Source organism: Paraburkholderia hiiakae, from assembly GCF_904848665.1.
Classification (GTDB): Bacteria; Pseudomonadota; Gammaproteobacteria; order Burkholderiales; family Burkholderiaceae; genus Paraburkholderia; species Paraburkholderia hiiakae.
Window position 1 is genome coordinate 360242 of record NZ_CAJHCQ010000002.1, and the last position, 21166, is coordinate 381407.

Consider the following 21166-nt stretch of genomic DNA (forward strand, 5'->3'; position numbering starts at 1 on the left):
ACCGCAGAATGATGAAGCTTTCTTTTGTGCAAAGGCTCTGGTTGCCGCTGGTTCTAAGCCTCGTGTGCCTGGCAGGGGTATCGATTGATGATGCGTGGCAGACGCGGGCAACGCGCCTCGAGGAGCGCAAGGCGGATTTGAAGCACGCCTCGGAGATCGCGCTGAGCGTAGTGAAGTCATACGGCGAGCGCGCCAACGCCGGCGCACTGTCGCAAGAAGACGCCCAGAAGCGCGCGATGGACGCCGTCAAGAACATGAAGTACGGCGAGGGCGGTTACTTCGGCATTATGAATTCGCAGTACGTGCTACTGATGAATGCCGCGAGCCCGCACCTGGTCGGCAAGAACGTCGGCGACTTTCAGGATTCGAACGGCATCTACCTGTTCAAAGAAATTGTTTCCGTCATCAAGCAAGAAGGTCAGGGTTTCGTGTCCTATTCCTTCAAGCGTCTCGGCACGAACGACGTTGCGCCCAAAATCTCCTATAGCGTGACCTACCAGCCGTGGGACTGGATTCTCACGACGGGTCTTTACGTCGACGATATCGATGCGGCATTCCGGGTGACGCTCTATTGGAGCCTCGGCATTCTGGCCGCGATCGCACTGGCGCTTTCGGCGGTCGTGGCAGTGGTCAATCGCGGCATTCTGCGCTCGCTGGGCGGCGAACCCGCCTACGCGGCGCAAATCGCCAATCGCATCGCCAGCAATGACTTGACCGCCGTGGTCGAGATCGCAGCGGACGACCGCTCGAGCCTGCTGTTTTCGATGAAGCGCATGCAGGAGCAACTCACGCAGACCATCGACACAATCAAGCATTCGGCGGATTCCATCGCCACCGCGACCAACGAAATTGCCGTTGGCAATCAGGACCTCTCGCAGCGTACGGAAGAGCAGGCCGCGTCGCTCGCGCAAACGGCGGCGAGCATGGAGCAACTCACGTCCACGGTTTCGCAAAACGCCGACAGCGCCCGCGAGGCGAACCAGCTCGCCGCGCAAGCCGCCGAAGCCGCGGAGCAAGGGGGCGCCGTGGTCTCGCGCGTCGTGCAGACCATGGTAGACATCAACGCCAGCTCGGACCGCATAGCGAGCATCGTCGGCATTATCGAGAGCATTGCGTTCCAGACCAATATTCTCGCGCTCAATGCGGCGGTGGAAGCGGCGCGCGCCGGCGAGCAGGGGCGCGGCTTCGCGGTGGTGGCTTCGGAGGTGCGTTCGCTCGCGCAGCGTTCGTCGGCGGCTTCGAAGGAAATCAAGGAGCTGATTCACGAATCGGTCGAACGCTCGCACGCGGGCGCGGCGCACGTACACGAGGCCGGCGAAAAGATGCGCGTGATCACGCAGGAAATCCGCCGCGTGACCGATGTCATCAGCGAGATCACGGCCGCGTCGGAGGAGCAAAGCAAGGGCATCGGCCAGGTCGGTCAGGCCGTCACGCAGATGGACGAGGTCACGCAGCAGAATGCGGCGCTCGTGGAGCAGGCCGCGGCGGCGGCAAGTGCGCTCGCCGCGCAGGCGAACGATCTCAAGGGCTCCGTTTCGATGTTCAGGCTAACCGGCTCGGCCGATATGCCCGCGCGGCATGCTTTACAGGGGTAGGCGCCGCCGTTCGCAACCGCAGCCGCTGGCAATTTGCAGACACGGGCCGACCAGAGGCAAAATACGCAACTCCAGCGGATGTAAAGACGCTATACGCGGCGGATTGGCGCTATAAGCGGCCGCACGCGCAACAATCAAAAAATTGAGCTTACGGGGTAGTCAAGATGATGGGACGGCTTCTGGTGGTGGTATCGATGGTCGGCGTACTGGCCGCTCTGGCGGGCTGCAATACGGTCGCCGGTTTTGGGCAGGACATCACAGACTCCGCCCGCGCCGTCCAGCGTGTTCTGTGACCGTTGCTTCGGGCGGCGTAATAGCCGCCCGGTCGAAGGTTACGGTTGAGGTGGGCAAGCCCTGTTGAGTGAACACGGAACGTGGATACGTTTCGTGGTTTCAATCGTTAAGTTATCCTGTTTAAATTAAAAGCGGCGCTGCCGCTGCTTTAGGTTTCAACATAACGACGCATCGAGTTGGCGAGCTATTCTGGCTGAATAAAAGCCATTTTTATTCAGAAATATAAAAGGCATAAATAATGCCGCCGCTTATGGAAATCCCGTATAAATCGGCGGGACCCGCGAAAGCTTCGAGAAGGGTTTGAATCACTAGAATCCCCGAAACGATCGAGGCGGCCAGCATCGCGCCGCCGGCCCATTCTGATGGAGACACTCAATGCAACCCAGTTCTGGCGCGCTGCGTCAAGTCGCACTCGCTGGTGGTCTGCTGTTTGCCATGGCGCTTCATGGCGCTCATGCCGCCGACGATGCCGGCGACAAGATCACGATTATGGTCGGCGGTATTACGAAGCTTATTTACCTGCCCGCGCGCCTCACCGAGCAACTGGGTTATTTCAGGGACGAGGGGCTGAATGTCGAGTTGCTCTCGCAACCCGCGGGCGTGGATGCCGAGAACGAACTGCTCGCGGGCGCGGTGCAGGCCGTTGTGGGCTTCTACGATCACACCATCGACTTGCAGACCAAAGGCAAGGACGTCAAGGCGATCGTCGTGTTCGGTCAGGTGCCGGGCGAAGTGGAGATGGTGTCGTCGAAAGCGGCCGGCACCGTCAAGTCGATGGCCGATGTGAAAGGCAAAACGCTGGGCGTCACGGGCCTTGGCTCCTCGACCAGCTTTCTCACGCAGTATCTCGCGAGCCAGCATGGCATCGCCTCCAGCGCCTACACTATGTTGCCGGTGGGCGCGGACGCGAGTTTCATCGCCGCCATCAAGCAAGGGCGCATCGACGCGGGCATGACGACCGAGCCGACCGTTTCGGCGCTGCAGAAAGCCGGCGACGCGAAGGTGCTCGTGGACATGCGCACGGTGGAAGGCACGCGCGCCGCGCTCGGCGGCACCTATCCCGCCGCAAGCCTTTACGTGCAGGACGCGTGGGCCGAGTCGCACAAGGCGCAGGCGGTGAAGCTTGCGCATGCGTTCGTGCGCACCATGCAGTTCATTCACACGCACAGCGCCGAGGAAATCGCCGCCCAAATGCCCGCCGACTATCAAAAGGACAAGGGGCTTTATGTGAGCGCACTCAAGGCCTCGCTGCCGATGTACACCGCGGACGGCAAGATGCCCGCCGACGGACCGGCGACCGTACTGAAGGTGCTCTCGAGTTTCAATCCCTCGGTCAAGGGCAAGCACGTGGATTTGTCCGCAACGTATACGAACGAATTCGTCGGCGCGAAATGAAGGACGCCCAGTGCCGCCGTCCTGCGCGCGCCGCACGGCGGCTTTGTCTCTGAGAGAGCGTGACATGGTGCATAGTCTGCGTGCGCGATTGCTGTTGTGGCTGCTGGTGCCGCTCGCCGCGTTTGTCGTCGTGACGGGCGGCGTGTCGTATGACGCCGCACGGCAGACTGCGGATCTCGTGCAGGACCACTCGCTGCTGAATTCGGCGCGGACGATCATCGAAGACGTCGACTGGGACAACGGCTCCCTCAATGCGTCGATTCCGCCGGCGGCGCTGGAGCTGTTCGAATCGCCCTGGCAGGATCACGTTTTCTACAAGGTGCTAGCCGGCAATGGCCGCTTGCTGGGCGGCGCGCAGGACTTGCCGCTGCCGCGCGCGGATACAGCCGAGGTGCCTGTGTTCTACGACACCACATATGCGGGGATGCCGATCCGCGCCGTGGCCTACGAGCGCATGCTCTACGACTCGGGGCGTGCCGAACGCGTCATGGTGATCGTCGGCAAGACGATCGCGTCGCGCGAGGCGATGATCAACGCGTTGTGGAGGCCGCAACTTGCACGCCAGTGGTTCATGCTGGCGCTCGTCGCGCTGCTCGTGCCGCTCGGCCTCACGCTCGAACTGCGGCCGCTCATGAAGCTCAAGGACGACGTTGCCGATCGCGAGCCCCAGCAACTGGAGCCGATCCGCCCGGACCATTTGCCTTCGGAGCTGAGGCCGATCGTCGAAGCGATCAACCAGTGCATCGCGCGGCTCAAGGTGCATGCCGCCATGCAGCGCCAGTTCATTGCCGACGCCGCGCACCAACTGCGCACGCCGCTCACGCTACTCACCACGCAAACGCAATTCGCGAGTCAATGCGACGCGCGCGATCCCGCGCTTTACGACGCACTCAAAGGCGTGCGCCGCACCAGTCAGAAAATGGCGGAGTTGACGAATCAACTGCTTTTGCTCGCGCAGGCAGAGTCGATGGCGCAATCGTCGCGCAGCCAGACACGTGTCGATCTTGCCGAGGTCGTCTCTTCGGTGCTCGAAGAGATGGTTCAGGCCGCGGAGCGGCGCGGCATCGATCTCGGCGCGGAACTCGCCGACGATGTGCACGTGGCGGGCAACACGGGCCTGCTCGCTTCGCTCGTGTCAAATCTGATCGACAACGCCATTCGCTATACGCAGCCCGGCGGCCGCGTGACCGCCATCTGCCGCAGCGAAGACAGCGAGGTCATGCTGCAGGTGGTGGACAACGGCCCCGGCATTCCAGCCGAGGCGCGTGCGCACGTGTTCGAGCGCTTCTATCGCGTGGCGGCGGACACCGAGGGCACGGGCCTCGGTCTTGCCATCGTGCACCAGGTCGCGCGCTCGCACGGCGGCTCGGTGAGCGTGGCCGCCGGGGCCGCGCGCGTGGGTCTGGTCGCGACGGTGCGTTTGCCTGTCTGGTCCGGATGAGAAGAGGTGAGGAGGGACCATGAAGCTGCTGCTCGTAGAAGACAATGCCGAACTCGCGCATTGGATCGTCAACCTGTTGCGCGCCGAGAATTTCACGGTGGACTGCGTGGTCGATGGAGAGGCCGCCGACTCGGTGCTGCTTACGCAGAGCTACGATCTCGTGCTCCTCGATATGCGCCTGCCCCGCCTGAGCGGCAAGGACGTGCTCAGCCGTTTGCGGCGCCGGCGCAATAACGTGCCCGTGCTCATGCTGACCGCGCATGGCTCGATCGACGACAAGGTGGCGTGTTTCGGCGCCGGCGCGGACGACTACGTGGTCAAACCGTTCGACAGTCGCGAACTGGTTGCGCGTATCAAGGCGCTGATACGGCGGCAGACAGGCGAGAAGTCGGGTTGGCTCACTTGTGGCGACCTGCAGTACGTTTGCGACACGCGCGAGTTCCGCCACAAGGACGCGCCGCTCACGCTACGCCGGCGCGAGCATTCCATACTCGAAGCACTCATGCTGCGCCAGGGCCGTGCCGTGCCGAAGCATGCGCTACTGGAGCGCATCTGCAGCCTGAGCGACGAACCGAGTGTGGACGCGATCGATATCTACATCCATCGCCTGCGCAAGCATCTGGCGGAGTCGAGCGTGCAAATCACCACGCTGCGAGGCCTCGGCTACATCCTTCGCGCGAAGGAGCCGGTGCCGGCCTGAGCAGGCCGGCTTTGTTGCCGGTATTGGTGAATGTACTTAGGAATACAGATTGTTCGTGAAAGAATCGCGAAGGATTCACCTCTCTACTATTCGTCTCACCCGCTGAGTGATGCCAGCGGGTCCATGAAAACTTCAACACATGCATTCCTGGAGACGATCTTGAAGAGAAGGCACCTTGCATTCACCGTGACGGTTGGCGCACTGGCGGCGAGCGGCGCACACGCGCAATCGAGCGTTCAACTCTATGGTCTCATCGACCTGAGCGTCCCGACGTATCAGTCGCACGCCGACGCCAACGGCAATCACGTGATCGGCATGGGCATTGGCGGAGAACCGTGGTTCAGCGGCAGCCGCTGGGGCTTGAAAGGCGCTGAAGACATTGGCGGCGGCACGAGGGTGATCTTCCGGCTCGAGAGCGAATACCGCGTGAGCGACGGCCAGATGGAAGACCCGGGCCAGATCTTCGACCGCGACGCCTGGGTGGGCGTGGAGGACGACCGCTTCGGCAAGATCACGGCGGGCTTCCAGAACACCATCGCGCGCGACGCCGCGGCCATTTACGGCGACCCGTACGGCAACGCGAAGCTCACGACGGAAGAGGGCGGCTGGACCAACGCGAACAACTTCAAACAGATGATTTTCTACGCCGCGAGCGCAACGGGCACTCGTTATGACAATGGCCTCGCGTGGAAGAAGGTGTTCGACAATGGGATCTTCGCGGCGGCGGGCTATGCGTTCGGCAATTCCACGAGCTTCGGCAACAATGCGAACTATCAGTTTGCACTCGGCTACAACGCCCCGACCTGGACGGCCTCGACCTTCTATAGCCACGTGAACAACAACGGCAACACGAACCAGGCGTTCTCGGTGGGCGGCAACTACACGATCGGCATCGTGCGCGCCAATGCGGGCTATTTCCGCTACTGGGGCAATCAGGGTGCGCTCGGCCAGCGTCAGGACAATGCGTGGACGGTGTCGTTCAAGCTCGTGCCGAAGGGCGCGTTCGACTACGAACTGGGCTATCAGCAAATGCGCACGCACAACGCCGCGTATAACGTCGATGGCGATATTCCGAACGCCAACATCGGCGCATTCGATCCCACGAGCGGGCTGCACAACGGCTTCAAGGAAACGCTCTACGGCTCGATCTTCTATCACCTGTCCAAGCGCACCGAAGTGTATCTGGCGGGTGACTACATGAAGCTGCACGGCGGCTACACGGTGGGCACGACCTTCGGCGCGACCAACCAGGTCGAAGTGACGACGGGCGTGCGCACACGCTTCTGAGCCGGCTTCTCAACCGCGCTCATGGCACAACGGGCTCGATTCGTCAGGCGAATCGAGCCCGTTGTTCTTTCCGCGGCATCAACCCGCGTTCACGCAGGCCACGCTCGGCGCCGTATAGGCAGAGGGGTAAGGCGACTCCGGTCCGCTAACGAGCCGCAAACGCTGCGTGGCGAGGACATCGGCCTCCACTTGCTCGCGGCGCGTGAGCACCGCGGTTTCGCCAGCAGGCTGTGACTCGTTCACGCTGCAAAGCAGATTCCTTCCGCTCGATAACTGCACAGACGTCTGATAAGCGGACCCCGGCGGCGCGGCCAGCGCGCAGGCACTCCACAGCGCCGCGGCGCAAACGACGGCGCATCCTGGCAAGACGATCTTCATGGCTCGCTCCTCAAAGTGCGGTGATTCATCTTCGGCCAACGATCGGCGTCGTTCCAGAGCGAATTCTGAAAATGACTCTTGCCATGAGCTCAAGGGTCGTGCCGTTCGTAAGGGCGGCGGGTGCGATCGGTCAGCAGGCAGGCCGAGATTTCGGCCTGCGGCTCGGGCCGATTCTGAAATTTCGGAGCGGTGGGATGCCCGGGGTGGGGGGTGTTCATGGAAATGGCAAATAAATCAACAGGTTGCAGGTCGATCGCCACGCGGGAACGCGCTGGCACGGCTACTGCTTTATAGACACCCGGCGGCCTATCCCTCGATAGCCCGCACCCCTTATTAAACAAGCACCGGAGACGCGACGCAGTCCGGTCGCGAAAACGAAGGAGACATCCCGTGCAGAACAGCGCATCCGCCGCCTCGCAGGTGACCCAGGCAGTCCCTGAGACATCCGCCACGACCCCAACCCGCTTCTGGCCCGAAGGCTGGTGGAAGCTGATGGAAATCCGCATCGGCATCATTCCGCTGCCGATCTACGTGATCCTGTTTGCGCTCATCGCGGGCTTCGCGGTCACCGGCAAGGTGCCCGGCGAGATCTCGATGGCCATCGCCGTGCTCGCCTTCTGCGGCTTCACGTGCGCCGAACTCGGCAAGCGCCTGCCGCTCCTGCGCAATATCGGCGCGGCGGCGATTCTCGCGACCTTCGTGCCGTCGGCGCTCGTGTACTACCACGTGCTGCCCGCGCCCGTGCAGCACCTCACGGTCGAGTTCACGAAGCAGACCAACTTCCTGTATCTCTTCATCGCCTCGATCATCGTCGGCAGCATTCTGAGCATGGACCGGCGCGTGCTGATCCAGGGCTTCCTGAAGATCTTCATTCCGCTCGCGGCCGGCACGGTTGCGGCGACCATCGTGGGTACGGCGGTTGGCGCGGCGCTCGGCCTTGGCGTCAAACACACGCTGCTCTATATCGTCGTGCCGATCATGGCGGGCGGCGTGGGTGAAGGCGCGATTCCGCTCTCGGTGGGCTACTCGGAAATCATGCACGTGGCGCAAGGCGACCTGTTCGCACAGGTGCTGCCGCCCGTGATGCTCGGCAGCCTCATCGCCATCATCCTCTCGGGCATGCTCGACATGCTGGGCAAGCGCATGCCGCATCTCACCGGCAACGGCCGTTTGCAAATTGGCGCAACCGATGAACTGGGGTCGTCGAACGACGAAGTCCGCGGTCACGTGGATGTGAGCCACATCGCCGCAGCGGGTATCACGGCGATCACGCTGTACCTCATCGGCCTGATGGCGAACAAGCTGTTCGGCCTGCCCGCGCCGGTGGCGATGCTGTTCCTCGCCGTGCTCGTGAAGCTCGCGCGCGCGGTTTCGCCGCCGCTGCAGGAAGGCGCGTTCGTGGTCTACAAGTTCTTCTCGACTGCGGTCACGTACCCGCTGCTGTTCGCGATCGGCGTGGCGATGACGCCGTGGGACAAGCTCATGGCCGCGTTCACGCTCGTCAACGTCGTGACGATTGCCGCGACCGTGGTCACGCTCATGGGCACAGGCTTCGTGGTGGGGCGCCTGATGAAGATGTACCCTATTGACACCGCAATCGTGAACGCGTGCCACAGCGGCCAGGGCGGCACCGGCGACGTGGCGATCCTCACCGCCGCGAACCGCATGCAACTCATGCCGTTCGCGCAGATCGCCACGCGTATCGGCGGCGCCATCGTCGTGACCGTGACGCTCATCCTGCTCGCGCATTTCGGCGCATGACGCGCTGCTGTGCGCCCCTCGCACGCGCCTTCGCGATGACGGCGCCGGTGGAACCGGCGCGCGGTGTCCGCTGAACCCGCCGTCTGGCGGCAGCCAATCGACGAGGGTGAACGTGCGCATGCGTTACAAGGGCATTCCATGGTGGGGATGGGCGGCGGCGGCCGTGCTGTATGTTGGCGCGGCCGCCGCCGCGGTGGAGTTCGCCTGGAATCGCGCGATCGACGCGCTGGCCGACGTGGGCGAGCATCGGCTCGATCTCTACGCGGCGAGCCTGAAAAGCGAGCTGGGACGCTTCGAGATGGTCCCCGCACTCGTGGCGCGGCAGGACAGCGTGCGCGCGTTGCTCAAAGCTTCGCCCGATGAAGCGCGCGGCATGTTGCCCGCGGTCGATACCTACCTCGAAGCGGTCAACGACGATGTCGGCAGCGGCGCCGTAGACGTGATCGACGCGCACGGCACGGTGATCGCCGCGAGCAACTGGAACCAGCCGGTCAGCTTCGTCGGCACCAACGTGTCGTATCGCCCGTATTTCAAGGACGCGCTCGCGCAGGGCCGCGGCCGCTTCTTCGGCATTGGGACGAACACCGGCGTTCCGGGGCTGTACTTCGCGAATGCGATCCACGATGGCGACACGGCGATAGGGGCGGCCGCCGTGAAGGTCAGCGTCGACGCGCTCGAATCCGCGTGGCGCACGCCTGGCGAAGCGGCGATCGTCGTCGACAGCAACGGCGTGATCGTGATCTCGACCCAGCCCGAATGGAAATTCACCGCCATGCGAGCGATCACCGAGCCGCAGCAGCGCGATATTCAGGCGTCGCGGCAATACGCGGGCCGCATTGTCGAGGCGCTGCAATTCCGGCGCGTCGGCGACTGGAATGAGAGCGCGTGGATCGGCATCTTCCCCGACCCGCGCCGCGCGGGCGACACCGCCCGCTTCCTCGTGATGTCGCGCCCCGCGCCGCAAGGGCAGGACACGATCATGGCGCTGCTCGACACGGCGGGCGCAAGGCGGCAGCAACGAATCGCGTTCGCGTTCGTGACGGGTGTGTTTCTGATCGCCGCGCTCTACGCGCTGTATGCGGTGCAGCGCCGCCGCGTGATCGTGGAAAAGCTCAAGGCGCAAGAAGCCTTGCGGCGCGCGAACGACCAGCTGGAAACGACCGTGGCGCAGCGTACCGCCGCGCTCACGCAGGCAAACGCGCAGATGCAGCGTGAGATCGCCGAGCGCGAACGCACCGAGCAGCGCCTGCGCGCCACGCAGCAGGAGATCGTGCATGCCGGCAAGCTCGCCGTGATCGGCCAGATGGCTGCGGGGCTCACGCACGAGCTGAATCAACCGCTCGTCGCGATCCGCACGCTCTGCGACAATGCGCGCACCTTCTTCGAGCGCAATCAACCCGCACAGGCGATCGCCAATCTCGAGCGCGTCGGGCGTCTCGTGGACAGCATGGCAGTCCTGACGAGCGAACTGAAGGCGTTCGCGCGCAAGCCGGAAGTGGAGCGCGTGGCGGTGTCGCTTGGCGAAGCTATCGCCCATGCGAGGCTCATCTACGAGTCGCGGATCCGCGACGAAGCGGTGCGGCTCGACGTGCGGATCGCGCCGGGCACGACCGTCTACGCGGAATCGAGTCAACTGCAACAGGTGATCGTCAATCTGCTAGGCAATGCGCTCGACGCCGTGCGCGACGCGAGCACGCGCGTGATCGCGATGGAGGCCGGCGAGGCCGACGCACAAGGCCGTGTACGCTTTACCATCGACGACACCGGCCCCGGCATCGCGCCGGATGTGCTGGCGCACCTGTTCGAGCCGTTCGTGACGACCAAGCCGCGCGGGCAAGGCCTCGGGCTCGGGCTTGCGATCACGTCGCGCATTGTCGAAGGCTTTGGCGCGAAAATTACCGCAACGAATCGCGACGAAGGCGGAGCCCGCTTCACGATCGAATTCGCGGCCGCCGAGCCGCAAAGGACAGAACATGGCAGATGAGATTCGCGTGCTGGTCGTTGAGGATGACGAAAATGTCCGCATCGGCGTCGAGCAGGCGGTGGCGCTGGCGGGCTTTCCCGTGAGCGCGTATGCATCGGCGGCCGACGCCTATGCCGACGTCGCGCCGGGCGCGCCGATTGTGATCGTCTCGGACGTGCGCATGCCCGGCATCGACGGGTTGCAATTACTCGATCACGTGATGGCGATCGACCCGCAAATTCCGGTGTTGCTGATCAGCGGGCATGCGGATATTTCGACGGCGGTCAGTGCGATGCGCGTGGGTGCCTACGACTTCATCGAAAAGCCGTTTTCGTCCGATGTGATCGCGGGCCGCGTGGCTCGCGCGGTCGAGAAACGGCGGCTCACGCTCGAAGTCGAGGGGCTGCGCGCGACGCTGCACAACTGGCAGGGGATCGAGGCGCTGGTGCTCGGCAAGTCGCCGGCCATGGCGGAAGTCCGCAAAAAAATTCTGCGCCTCGCGGATACGTCCGTGTCGGTGCTGATCACCGGCGAAACGGGCACCGGCAAGGAACTGATCGCACGCAGCCTGCACGACTTCAGCGCGCGGCGCGACGCGCATTTCGTGGCACTGAACTGCGGCGGACTGCCCGAGCAGGTGTTCGAAAGCGAACTGTTCGGGCACGAGGCGGGCGCATTCACGGGCGCGATCAAGAAGCGCGTTGGCAAGATCGAATGGGCGAACGGCGGCACGCTCTTTCTCGACGAAATCGAAACGATGTCGATGCCGCTGCAAATCAAGATGCTGCGCGTGCTGCAGGAGCGCGTGGTCGAGCGGCTTGGCGCGAACGAACTGATTCCGGTCGATTGCCGGATCGTCGCCGCTTCGAAGGCGGACCTCGCCGAAGTCTCTGCCGGAGGCGGCTTTCGAGCCGATCTGCTGTACCGCTTGAACGTCGCGCAGATCGAACTGCCGCCGCTGCGCGAGCGGCGCGAGGATGTCCCCCTGTTATTCGAACATTTCGTGCTCGCGGCCGCGCGCCGCTTCGGCACGCCGGCGCCGGTCGTGACCGCTGCACAGGTGTCCGAACTGATGACGCACGCGTGGCCCGGCAACGTGCGCGAGCTGCAGAATGTCGCCGACCGCTTCGTGCTCGGGCTGACCGGCGACAACCTGCTTTCCGCGGGCGCGGCTACGGTGAAAGGGGAGACGCTTGCGGACCAGCTCGCGTACTTCGAACGCATGTTGATTGAGAGCGCCTTGCGACGCCATCACGGTAACGTCGCGGATGCGAGCACCGAACTTGGAATGCCACGCAAGACCCTCTATCACAAGCTGCGTCAGTTGAAGATCGCGGCCCGCGATTCGCTGGGTGAGGAAAAGGACGATAAGGATGACTGAGCACTCCACTACCGGAAGTTGAACGGTCATCGACCTTTTTTTGTCGGCGGGCGACGACGGCGGCTCCGCATTTCGCCGCCGGCAACTACCCACCCAGCGCGATGATCGCCATCGTCAGCACGACGCCCACCAGCGTCATCGCGAACCCCGCTCTCATTGCGCCCCCGCCGGTGTAGCGTCCAAGCGCGAAGCCCGCGCCGAAAAGCATCGCGAGCGTGAGCGCGCGGGAGATGATCAGCGCCGTTGCGTGATCCTTGAGGACGAGAAACGGCAGCGCAACCGGAAACGTCGATACGACGACAAGCAGAAAGATGCCGAGTGCGCCGAGATAATCCCCACGTGCGAGACGCGCGCGCGGTGGCAGCGTGGGCATAGCGGCGAGGCGTGCGCGAATCTGCTCGAGTTCGGCGTTCTCGATCAGCGGCTCCAGCGCCTTCGGTAACGCGTCGCGCAGTACACGTACGGCGGTGGCGTGGTCACGCTCGCGTTTCACAGTCAATGCGAGCTTCAGGCGCTGTCCGCGGTCCGCAAGCGTGCGCACGAGAAACATCACGGCGTCGGCGAGGCCCCAGGCGAGATTGCATCCGAGGGCGGAAAAGAACAACTTGCGCCCGACGTCTTCGTCCACTGAAACGGCCTTGACCGCGCCGACGAAGGTCAACGCCATGAACAGGCCAAAGCACAGCTCGGTGACGCGATCGACGGTATTCAATATCGGCTCGCGCGTTTCGGGTTCGTCTTGTCCGGTCGGCGTGACAGTGCTCATAGGACCTCTTTGCAGGGGTGAGGCTCGAACGGCTCCTATTCGTAGCTCAATTTCCGGCATGAGCAATCAAACCGGACGACGACACCGGCAGACACGCGCACTCAATGGTACGTTGTCGTCGTCGATTGCAGCTTCGTCAGCGTGCCGTTTCTGAACCGGAACCAGCCTTCCGGGCCTTGCATCACGACTTCATCGGGTTGCCAGAACACGCGCTTGACGGTCATGTGCGCGTTCACGTGTTGCACAACTGGCGGACGGCGGCGAAAGTCGTACAGCACCGGGCCGTAATTGGTCTGCACGAGCATACGCGTAACCGTGCTGTTGTCGCGGCCGATTTCATCGAAATGGGTGAGTGTTTTCGCGTCGAAGCGATCGAAAATATCCTTGTCGATGATGGCGACGAAATCGCGGTCGTCACGCACGAATTGCAGTGTGCCGGAAGGGGTGGTGAATGAGCCGGCGGTGTCGCTTTGCGCGTGCGCGCAAGTCACGAAAGAGGTGGCCGCGAGCGCAGCGAGTAATAGTCGTTTCATATTGCATTCCAGATAGAGCGGCAGCGCCAGTAACGGAGCGTGACTCATAAAGGTTCTTTCAAGGCATTTTCGCAGAACAACATCATGGACGCGAGAGCGCCGCAAGCAGCCGATTCTTCACAATAGCCGTGGCGCGCGGCTGGCGGCCGAACTCGTACCAGGCCACGTGGCGGCGCCACGTGGTGCCGGGAATCGGCTTGACGACCAACTGCGGGTCGTCGGCCCATGCGGCGTGCCGCAGGCTCGGCACGATCGAAACCCCCACGTTCTGCCGCACCAGGTCGGCAATCGCAGCGATCGAATTCATTTCCAGCACCGGATTGACCTCCACGCGCAGGCGGCGCAGCAGGCTGGTCACATGCCTGCCGGTGAGCGACGCCGCTTCGAAGCCGATGAACGGCAAGCGCTTGAGCAGCGAGGCCGCGGATGCGTCGGCGGGACCGACTGCGGGATTGGCGAGCAGCACAAGCGGCTCCTCATAGAGCGACTCCCACGATTCGGGCAGCGTGGTGGTACGCGGCTCGCTGATGATTACCGCGGCGTCGATCTCGCCCGCGCGCACCTGACGCTCAAGTTCCGGACTGCTGCCATGGGTGAGGCGCACCTTCAGCGCGGGGTAGGGAACCTTGAGCTTGATGACGTTGGCGGCGAGAAAGCCCATCGACGAGACGGTCGCGCCAATCGTGACCGTGCCTTCGATGCTGTGCGTGTCGGCCACGCCGCGCAGCAGCGAGTCGTAGGCCGCCACCACCGTGCGCGCCTGTTCGAGGATCGAGCGGCCCGCGTCGTTGAGCTGGATGCTGCGGCCGCTGCGGTCGAACAGCTGCCGCTGGCACACGCGCTCCAGCGTGCGCATTTGCGCGCCGACCGCCGCGTGGGTCAGCGCCATGCGATCGGCGGCGGCCGCCATGGTGCCGTGCTTCTCGATCGCCAGAAAGGTCCGGAGCATCCGGATTTCGCTCATCTTCCGCCTCCTCGGGCGAGTGTTTGGCATGTCCTGCCGTGCCCGCATGATCGCACGAAACACAAAAAAATCTTTCCTTTCAGTAAATAAAATAACGCTTTTTATTTTGTTTTTCTCGCCCGAGAATCGGCTCATTCAAGTTCACTCGTTTCTCGCGTGGGAGTCACTCGATGCCGCAAATCCAGCCGTTTCCATTCGTTAGCGTGTCCGGCAAGCCGTATGAGCGCGGGGTGCAATATGGCCGCGCCGTGGCCGATCGCGTTCGTCTGAGCGCGTCGCGCTACGGCCAGACGCTGCGCAATATCGGCTATAGCGAAGCGTCGCAAATGGCGCTGATCCGCTCGCTCGAACAGGCCATCGGTGAGTTCCAGCCGGCGTATCTGGACGAAATGCGCGGCATTGCGGCGGGCGCGGATGTGCCGTTCGAGGACATCGTCATGATCAATGCCCGCACCGAGGTGCTGGCAAAGGCGCGCGCAGAAAAGACCATGCCGTCCGACGCCGAAGACGAAGACGGCTGCACCGGGGTGCTCGTGCTGCCGTCACGTTCGGCAACCGGACAACTGATCCACGCGCAGAACTGGGACTGGAAAGCCGATTGCGTCGATACCGGCATCGTCCTGCGTGTGCGCGGCGACGACGGGCCCGACTATCTCACCTTCGTCGAAGCGGGCGGCCTCGCGCGCAGCGGCCTGAACGCAGCGGGTGTGTCGATCACGGCGAACTACCTCGAATCGGATCGCGACTTCACGCAGATGGGCGTGCCGCTCTCGCTGCTGCGTCGCCGCGTGCTCGAAGAACCGGTATTCGCCAATGCGCTGCGCACGATCGCCACCACGCCGAAGTCGTGCTCGAACAACATCATGCTGGGCATGGCCGAAGGCTTCGGCATCGATTTCGAATGCGCGCCGGACGAGGCCTTTCCGATCTGGCCCGGCGACGATCAACTGATCGTGCACGCGAACCACTGGATGAGTCCGGTCGCGCGCACGAAGCTGCGCGACACCGGCTGCGAGAACTCACCCGACAGCTACTACCGCGACTGGCGCGTGCGCCAGTTGCTAAACGCGGCGCCGAAGGTGGACCGCAACGCGGTGAAGGCCGCGCTGTTCGACGCCTTCGGCACGCCGCATTCGGTTTGCCGCCCGCCGCGCCTCGGCACGCGTCATACGCTGAGCGCAACGGTCGCGATGATCGTCATGCTGCCGGCCAGCGGCGAGATGGACGTCGCGCCAATGCCGGCGCTCAACCGCGTATTTACGCGCTACAGCCTGCAGCACGAACCGATTATCGAAGTCGCTTGAAGCGCAAAAGACGCCCTATCAGAAACGAATCAGGAGGAGAGACCGATGTCCGACGTTGCAGAACAGCCGCTCGCGGCAGTCACCGCGCATGCCGAAGCGCTCTATGACCTGGGTTCGACCACGGTGTACGCTAGCCGGCACGATTCCCGGTTCCCATACACGCTATACGTACCGCCCGAAGTGACGACGCCTGGCAACGACGTCGAACTGGTTGTGGTGATGCACGGCACCGGCCGGCAATTCATTCAGTACCGCGATGCATTCGCGAGCTTCGGCCGCTGGAACCGCTGCATCGTGCTGTGCCCGCTCTTTCCCGTAGGCGTGCGCGGCGACGGCGACCGCAATGGTTTCAAGCGCCTCGTGGAAGGCGACATCCACTACGATAAAGTCCTGCTCGACATGGTGAGCGAAGTCGGCGAACGCTACGGCAAACGCTTCGAGAAGTTCGCATTGTTCGGCTACTCGGGCGGCGGGCAGTTCGTCAACCGTTTCGCCTACGTTCACCCCGAGCGCTTGTGGGCGGCCACTATCGGCGCGCCGGGCAATGTGACGCTGCTGGACGCGTCGAAGGATTGGTGGCTGGGCGTGGGCGGCTTCGAGCGGCATTTCGGCAAGCCTTTCGATCTCGCCGCGCTGCGTCGTGTGCCGGTGCAAATGGTGGTGGGCCGCGCGGATCTCGAAACGTGGGAAATCACCGTGCGTGACGACAGCCCGATGTACCTGCCGGGCATCAACGACGCGGGCAGAACGCGCCCGGAACGGCTCAGAGCGCTCAAGGCATCGTTCGAGGCGGCCGGTATTGGCGTACGCTTTGACGAACTCGAGAACATCGCGCACAGCGGCCTGCAGGTGGTCGAGGTGGTTCAGGACTTCTTCGCGCAAAGCCTGCGCACGATGCGCACGGGAGCCTAAGCCGATGGACACGGTCAGCGAAGCCAGAAAGATCCGCAAAGTCATCATCACGACCGTGGCGGGCGGCACGTTCGAATGGTTCGACTTCGCGGTATACGCCTATTTTTCGAGCTTGATCGCGCGGACGTTTTTCTCTGGCGTGAATCGCGGCGAGTCCTTGCTGCTGACGTTCGCGACGTTCGCGGTCGGCTTTCTCGTGCGGCCGATAGGCGGCGTGGTGATGGGCATGTACGCCGACCGCGCGGGGCGCGTAAAGGCGCTCTCGTGGATCATGGTGGCGATGTCCGTGGCCTCGCTGCTGCTGGCGCTGACGCCGGGCTACGCCACGCTCGGGCCCGCGGCGCCCATTCTGGTGGTGATCGGCCGTCTGGTGCAGGGCTTCGCGGTGGGCGCGCAGTTCGCGCTCTCGTCGGTCACGATCTACGAGGTGGCGCCGCCTGGCAAGAAGATGTACTACGGCAGCTTCAACATGGTCTCGCTCGGCGTGGCGGCCATGCTGTCCTCCGGTTTCAGCTACCTGCTCACAAGCCATCTCTCGCATGCAGCGCTCGCCGCGTGGGGATGGCGCGTGCCGTTCCTGATCGGTGCGCTCGTTGGGCCGATTGGCTTCTATCTCCGCCATCATATTGGCGAGTCGGAAGATTTTCAGCGCATGCAGGCGCGCCCCGCCGCGCAGGCGCCGGCGCTCGCGCGCGCACGCCAGTTCGTGCGCGAAAACGGCGATGCGCTTGTGTGCGCGATGGGCGTGATGATCGCTGGCACCTCGCTCAATTACGTGTGGAACGCCTATTTGCCGAACTATGCGCAGTTCCAGCTGCATCTCTCGCTGGGCTCGACGCTGCGGGGTGTGTTCGTGACGAGCCTCGCGATGTCGATCCTTTCGCCCGTGTTCGGCAAGCTCGCCGACCGCATTGGCGCATATCGTCTGTTCTGCTTATTTATTGCGGGATGGATGGTGTGCGTCTTTCCGCTCTTCTGGTATCTGCTCGCTCAGCCGAGCGAGTACAGGCTGATGTTCGTGCAGATCGTCGGCATGCTGTTCCTGACGCTGCAAGGCGCCGCACACCCCGGCATGCTCGTGAAGATCTTTACGGTGCAAGGCCGTTCCACAGGCGTGGCGATCGCGTACAACACGGCAGTGATGCTGTTCGGCGGATTGGCGCCTTTTTATATCTCGGTCGTGGCGCGATTTACCGACGCCAGATTCATTCCGCCGGGCTATCTGTTCGGCACGAGCCTGCTTGCCATCGTGCTCGTGCTGCTTACGCGCACGGGGCGGCGGGTGTTGCATGACGACCGCGCGCAGCAGAGCTACGAGGCACAGACGTCTTCAGCCTGATTGCGTCACGCACAACGCGCGGCTAGGCGAGCAGGTCCTCGTAGAACGCGCCGAACGCGCGCGTGGGGTGAGCGATCTGTATTTCGAGGATCCACAACCCGGCGGCCGGCACCGTTTCGAAGTCGCCGAGGTCGCCGGCCCGGTAGATGGCGTGCGGGAAGTCGCTCACACGATGGCCCTTGATATCGACGTTCAGGCGCCAACCGTAGGCGCTCGCCCGTGCGGCGGCGAATGCGTAGAGCGCCTTGCCGCTGCAACCCGTGCTGCGCCAGTGGATGGCCACCTCGTCGTAGATGATCTTGGCGTCGCGTGCGCAGCGCCGCATTTCCAGGTCGCTGCCGGTGACGAAGGTGGCGCCCGCGTCGCCTTCATGCTGGTTCCACACCACGCCAAGGTCGATGAAGAAGATGTCGTCCGCGCCCAGAACGGGGTCGCCTTCGGAGCGCTCCTTGAAGATGCGCAGCGTGTTCTCGCCGAAGCGGATCAGCACGGGATGCCAGATGCGATCCATGCCCAGCGCTTCGAGTATGGACTTGCTTTGCGCTGTGGCTTCCGATTCGCGCATGCCTGGCCGGATGGCCGCCGCAATCTGCTCGATCGCCTTCCAGGTCATCACGCGTGCGTGCGCCATGGCGGCGGCCGAGAATTTCCCTCCCACCGCTTCCTTGCTGCCAGTGTTCACCTGATGTCGCTCCAGTTGTCTTGCCGCCCATTGCACGCCCATGACATAGGGGACCGGGACGGTAACGCTATATTCTCGCGTATATTTCGGTTCGTTGACAACCGCAACGATTTACCGCTCGCGGGGAGCAAGCCCGTCGACGGTAAACGGACGAAGCGTCCGGCACGCGGAACAGTGTCCGCGGGCCGGGCGCTTCGGGGTAACGCTTTTCGTGCGACCAGGTGGCCGCTCAAGTTCGGTCAGTTCGGCACGTAGCCCGTGGGAAGCGTCGAATTGGCGCTCGCCACCGTCGCATTCTGCGAAATCACGTACACCGGCGACTCAGTCAGACTCAGCGAAAGCTGGCCATTGGTGTAGCTCTTCGTCGTGGGGTTGCCCATCTCGTCGAGCACGGTGACCGTGCCGCTCGTGCCGGGCGCATCCACCGCGAGGCTGTAGGCCACGCTATAGGTCGAGCTGTAGCCGCTGCTCGCGCTCCACACGCTGTTGTTGTGCGTCCAGAGCGCTGTGATGACCGCGCCGTTGTTCAACTGCCGGAACGCGTAGGCGTAGACACCCGAGGGCGTGCCGTTCACCGGACCGAGCGTGTTGGTGCCGTCGAGAATGCGCGTCATCGCCGCGACGGCCATTGCCGCTGGCTTGGGACTGATGTCCTGCGCGCCGTATTGGCCCTGGGCGTCGGCGAGATCGAAGAACGTGCCATAGCCCACGAGGCCTGGGAAGTCCGCGCCATAGAAGATCCAGGTTTGATCGGCGCCCTCGCCCAGAATGATCACGTGGCTGCGCGCCACCAGCGCGCCTTGTGCGTACAGGATGTTGGCAGTCGGATAGTTGGCGCCATACGACGAGCCGTTGTCATAGCTGATGCCCAGTTCCGTGGTGAACAGCTTCATGCCCGGCTTGTAGTCGGCGGCCATTTCGCTGCGCAGCGCGCGCATTTGCCCGATCAGCGAGCCGGATGCGTTGGCCGGATCGGTCGCGAGACGCTCCGGCGGATACGAAGGCGAGGTGCCGTTGATGTCGTAGTAGCCGTGCGTCGTCACGCCGTCGATGTACTGCGCGTAGCCGAGCGGTGCGAGCGTTTTGAGCTGGTCGGCGGTGCCGGAGGGCGCTGTATCGGTCGGGCCCATCACGACAGCGTGAGGGTCGGTCGAGTGGATGCCCTGATAGACGGTCTGATAGAGCTGCACGAACTGCGCGTTCGTGCCCTGCCATTGCGCATCCGGTTCCCAGGTGAGCTGGTAGTAGTTGGCCGACTGGTTCGGAAAATAAGTCGTCCGAATGATGTTCGATTCCGTGCCGACCCGAGCCATGTAGTTCTGGTAGTACGCGAGATCGGTAGGCGGCAGCGATTCGTCCTCGAACGCGCCCGTCGGGCTCGCCCACGCGGGAATGCCGTCCAGACGCACGAGCCGCATCACCTGGCCCGTGGTGTAGAACGGGTCGAGGTTATTGGCGTTCGGGTTGAAGGTGTTGGGGCCGTTCGGCTCCATGTTGTACAGCTCGCGATGGTCGTACGTCCACGAGATGCCGAGCGAGGAGAGTACGGAGGTGTTGTCGTCCTCGCCTTGCATGCCGAAGCGATGCAAGTCCTGATGCGCATACGTGACGCTCGGCACGATGTTGGCCAGATTGGGCAGCACGCCGAAGGTCGCGGTCCCAGCGGGGCGGGTGCCGAGTTCGGGGAGCTGACCGCCGGCGGTGGCGAGCGTAGCGGACACCGCGAAGTAGCCCGCGAGCGTGGACGTGCAGGAGAGCGTGGTCGTCAGGGGGCCTGCCGTCACGGGCAGGCGGCCACTTGCGGCCACGTTGCCGAACTGGTCGGCAATCGACCAGATCAGCGTGTCGGCGGCAGGGGCGTTGGTCGTGAAGGCGACAGGGAACGCCGTGGCCGAGGCGAAAATGCGGCCACTTTGCGTGGTCGGCGTATCGGCCGAAACGAGGACGCTGCTGGAACTTGCACTCGATGTCGAAGCGGAGCCGCAGGTCATCGTCCCAGGCGTGAGCGCGGTCGAGCCCGCGTTCGCCGTGTCCGCGGCTGCGGCTGCATTGCTGGTATTGGCGCCGCTTGCATTCTGCGACGTGGCCGAGGCATTGGTTGCATCCCCGGAACTTCCGGAACCGCCGCCGCCGCACGCCGCGAGGAATAGCGACGAGGACAGCAAGAGATAAAAGAGTTTCATCGTTATTGAAAAGGCAAAGCGACGCCCAGCCGGCGACGGCGCGCGCTGCGCGCTCAGAGGCTGGCTAAGGTCTGAAGAATGAGTTTTGGCAGACGCGGCACAACGGCTCGATGAGCCCTGCGCCCGCCACGTGCGCCGCGCGGCTCGCGCTATCCGCGCGAACGTGCGTATCTGTCCTTCGCTTTCGCGTGGGTAAATATTGCGCCCTCGCTACGGCTGCCCGTCGGGAATTTCGGCCCTGCGCTGGATCCCTGGAGGAGGGGAGACGTGCGCAATATTTTCGGACGA

The 21166-nt window shown here is 63.6% G+C and carries 18 protein-coding genes; 11 read left to right on the plus strand and 7 right to left on the minus strand.

The window, feature by feature from the left end:
- The first annotated feature begins 11 nt into the window (after positions 1-11).
- The 5 genes from JMY28_RS05545 to JMY28_RS05565 all read left to right on the plus strand — a co-directional run bounded on the left by JMY28_RS05545 (position 12) and on the right by JMY28_RS05565 (position 6712).
- On the plus strand, positions 12-1595 hold the full coding sequence (locus JMY28_RS05545; protein WP_201695193.1) for a methyl-accepting chemotaxis protein: 1584 nt from the start codon (positions 12-14) through the stop codon (positions 1593-1595).
- Between the two features lie 669 nt (positions 1596-2264).
- Positions 2265-3284, plus strand: a complete 1020-nt coding sequence (locus tag JMY28_RS05550; RefSeq protein WP_201694892.1) for an ABC transporter substrate-binding protein — start codon at positions 2265-2267, stop codon at positions 3282-3284.
- 64 nt (positions 3285-3348) lie between these two features.
- Complete coding sequence (locus JMY28_RS05555; RefSeq protein WP_201694893.1) at positions 3349-4725, plus strand: sensor histidine kinase; 1377 nt, start codon at positions 3349-3351, stop codon at positions 4723-4725.
- A 19-nt stretch (positions 4726-4744) separates the two neighbouring features.
- The gene (locus JMY28_RS05560) at positions 4745-5425 is read left to right on the plus strand and encodes a response regulator (protein WP_201694894.1); all 681 of its coding nucleotides are present in this window, start codon (positions 4745-4747) and stop codon (positions 5423-5425) included.
- Between the two features lie 123 nt (positions 5426-5548).
- Positions 5549-6712, plus strand: coding sequence for a porin (locus JMY28_RS05565; protein WP_201694895.1), 1164 nt, complete (start codon positions 5549-5551; stop codon positions 6710-6712).
- A 78-nt stretch (positions 6713-6790) separates the two neighbouring features.
- On the opposite strand, the gene JMY28_RS05570 is transcribed toward JMY28_RS05565, so the two are convergent.
- Together JMY28_RS05570 and JMY28_RS05575 are read right to left on the minus strand one after the other, a co-directional pair.
- Positions 6791-7090 (minus strand): hypothetical protein, encoded by a 300-nt coding sequence (locus tag JMY28_RS05570; RefSeq protein ID WP_201695222.1) that lies wholly within the window; start codon positions 7088-7090, stop codon positions 6791-6793.
- 89 nt (positions 7091-7179) lie between these two features.
- Positions 7180-7350 (minus strand): hypothetical protein, encoded by a 171-nt coding sequence (locus JMY28_RS05575; protein WP_201694896.1) that lies wholly within the window; start codon positions 7348-7350, stop codon positions 7180-7182.
- A 232-nt stretch (positions 7351-7582) separates the two neighbouring features.
- Between JMY28_RS05575 and JMY28_RS05580 the strand changes: the two genes are divergently transcribed.
- The 3 genes from JMY28_RS05580 to JMY28_RS05590 all read left to right on the plus strand — a co-directional run bounded on the left by JMY28_RS05580 (position 7583) and on the right by JMY28_RS05590 (position 12195).
- Positions 7583-8851, plus strand: a complete 1269-nt coding sequence (locus JMY28_RS05580) for a 2-hydroxycarboxylate transporter family protein (RefSeq protein WP_201695194.1) — start codon at positions 7583-7585, stop codon at positions 8849-8851.
- Positions 8852-8969: 118 nt separating this feature from the next.
- Complete coding sequence (locus tag JMY28_RS05585; protein ID WP_201695195.1) at positions 8970-10835, plus strand: ATP-binding protein; 1866 nt, start codon at positions 8970-8972, stop codon at positions 10833-10835.
- Positions 10825-12195, plus strand: coding sequence for a sigma-54-dependent transcriptional regulator (locus JMY28_RS05590; protein WP_201694897.1), 1371 nt, complete (start codon positions 10825-10827; stop codon positions 12193-12195). Before JMY28_RS05585 ends, JMY28_RS05590 begins: the two co-directional genes overlap by 11 nt.
- Positions 12196-12280: 85 nt before the next feature.
- Here JMY28_RS05590 and JMY28_RS05595 read toward each other — a convergent pair whose 3' ends face one another.
- The 3 genes from JMY28_RS05595 to JMY28_RS05605 form a co-directional block, all read right to left on the minus strand.
- Positions 12281-12961: a VIT1/CCC1 transporter family protein gene (locus tag JMY28_RS05595; RefSeq protein WP_201694898.1), complete on the minus strand. Its 681-nt coding sequence runs from the start codon at positions 12959-12961 to the stop codon at positions 12281-12283.
- Between the two features lie 101 nt (positions 12962-13062).
- Positions 13063-13494 carry a hypothetical protein gene (locus JMY28_RS05600; protein ID WP_201694899.1) on the minus strand — a complete coding sequence of 144 codons (432 nt, stop codon included), beginning with the start codon at positions 13492-13494 and terminating at the stop codon, positions 13063-13065.
- An 82-nt stretch (positions 13495-13576) separates the two neighbouring features.
- Positions 13577-14458 (minus strand): LysR family transcriptional regulator, encoded by an 882-nt coding sequence (locus JMY28_RS05605; protein ID WP_236596708.1) that lies wholly within the window; start codon positions 14456-14458, stop codon positions 13577-13579.
- A gap of 170 nt (positions 14459-14628) precedes the next feature.
- On the opposite strand from JMY28_RS05605, the gene JMY28_RS05610 reads away from it, so the two are divergent.
- The 3 genes from JMY28_RS05610 to JMY28_RS05620 all read left to right on the plus strand — a co-directional run bounded on the left by JMY28_RS05610 (position 14629) and on the right by JMY28_RS05620 (position 18013).
- The gene (locus tag JMY28_RS05610; RefSeq protein ID WP_201694900.1) at positions 14629-15762 is read left to right on the plus strand and encodes a C45 family autoproteolytic acyltransferase/hydolase; all 1134 of its coding nucleotides are present in this window, start codon (positions 14629-14631) and stop codon (positions 15760-15762) included.
- Positions 15763-15981: 219 nt separating this feature from the next.
- Positions 15982-16674 (plus strand): alpha/beta hydrolase, encoded by a 693-nt coding sequence (locus JMY28_RS05615; RefSeq protein ID WP_201695197.1) that lies wholly within the window; start codon positions 15982-15984, stop codon positions 16672-16674.
- Positions 16675-16678: 4 nt separating this feature from the next.
- Positions 16679-18013, plus strand: coding sequence for an MFS transporter (locus JMY28_RS05620; RefSeq protein WP_201694901.1), 1335 nt, complete (start codon positions 16679-16681; stop codon positions 18011-18013).
- Positions 18014-18035: 22 nt separating this feature from the next.
- On the opposite strand, the gene JMY28_RS05625 is transcribed toward JMY28_RS05620, so the two are convergent.
- Both JMY28_RS05625 and JMY28_RS05630 read right to left on the minus strand, forming a co-directional pair.
- The gene (locus JMY28_RS05625) at positions 18036-18695 is read right to left on the minus strand and encodes a M24 family metallopeptidase (RefSeq protein WP_201694902.1); all 660 of its coding nucleotides are present in this window, start codon (positions 18693-18695) and stop codon (positions 18036-18038) included.
- A gap of 239 nt (positions 18696-18934) precedes the next feature.
- Positions 18935-20878: a hypothetical protein gene (locus JMY28_RS05630; protein ID WP_201694903.1), complete on the minus strand. Its 1944-nt coding sequence runs from the start codon at positions 20876-20878 to the stop codon at positions 18935-18937.
- Between the last annotated feature and the right edge of the window lie 288 nt (positions 20879-21166).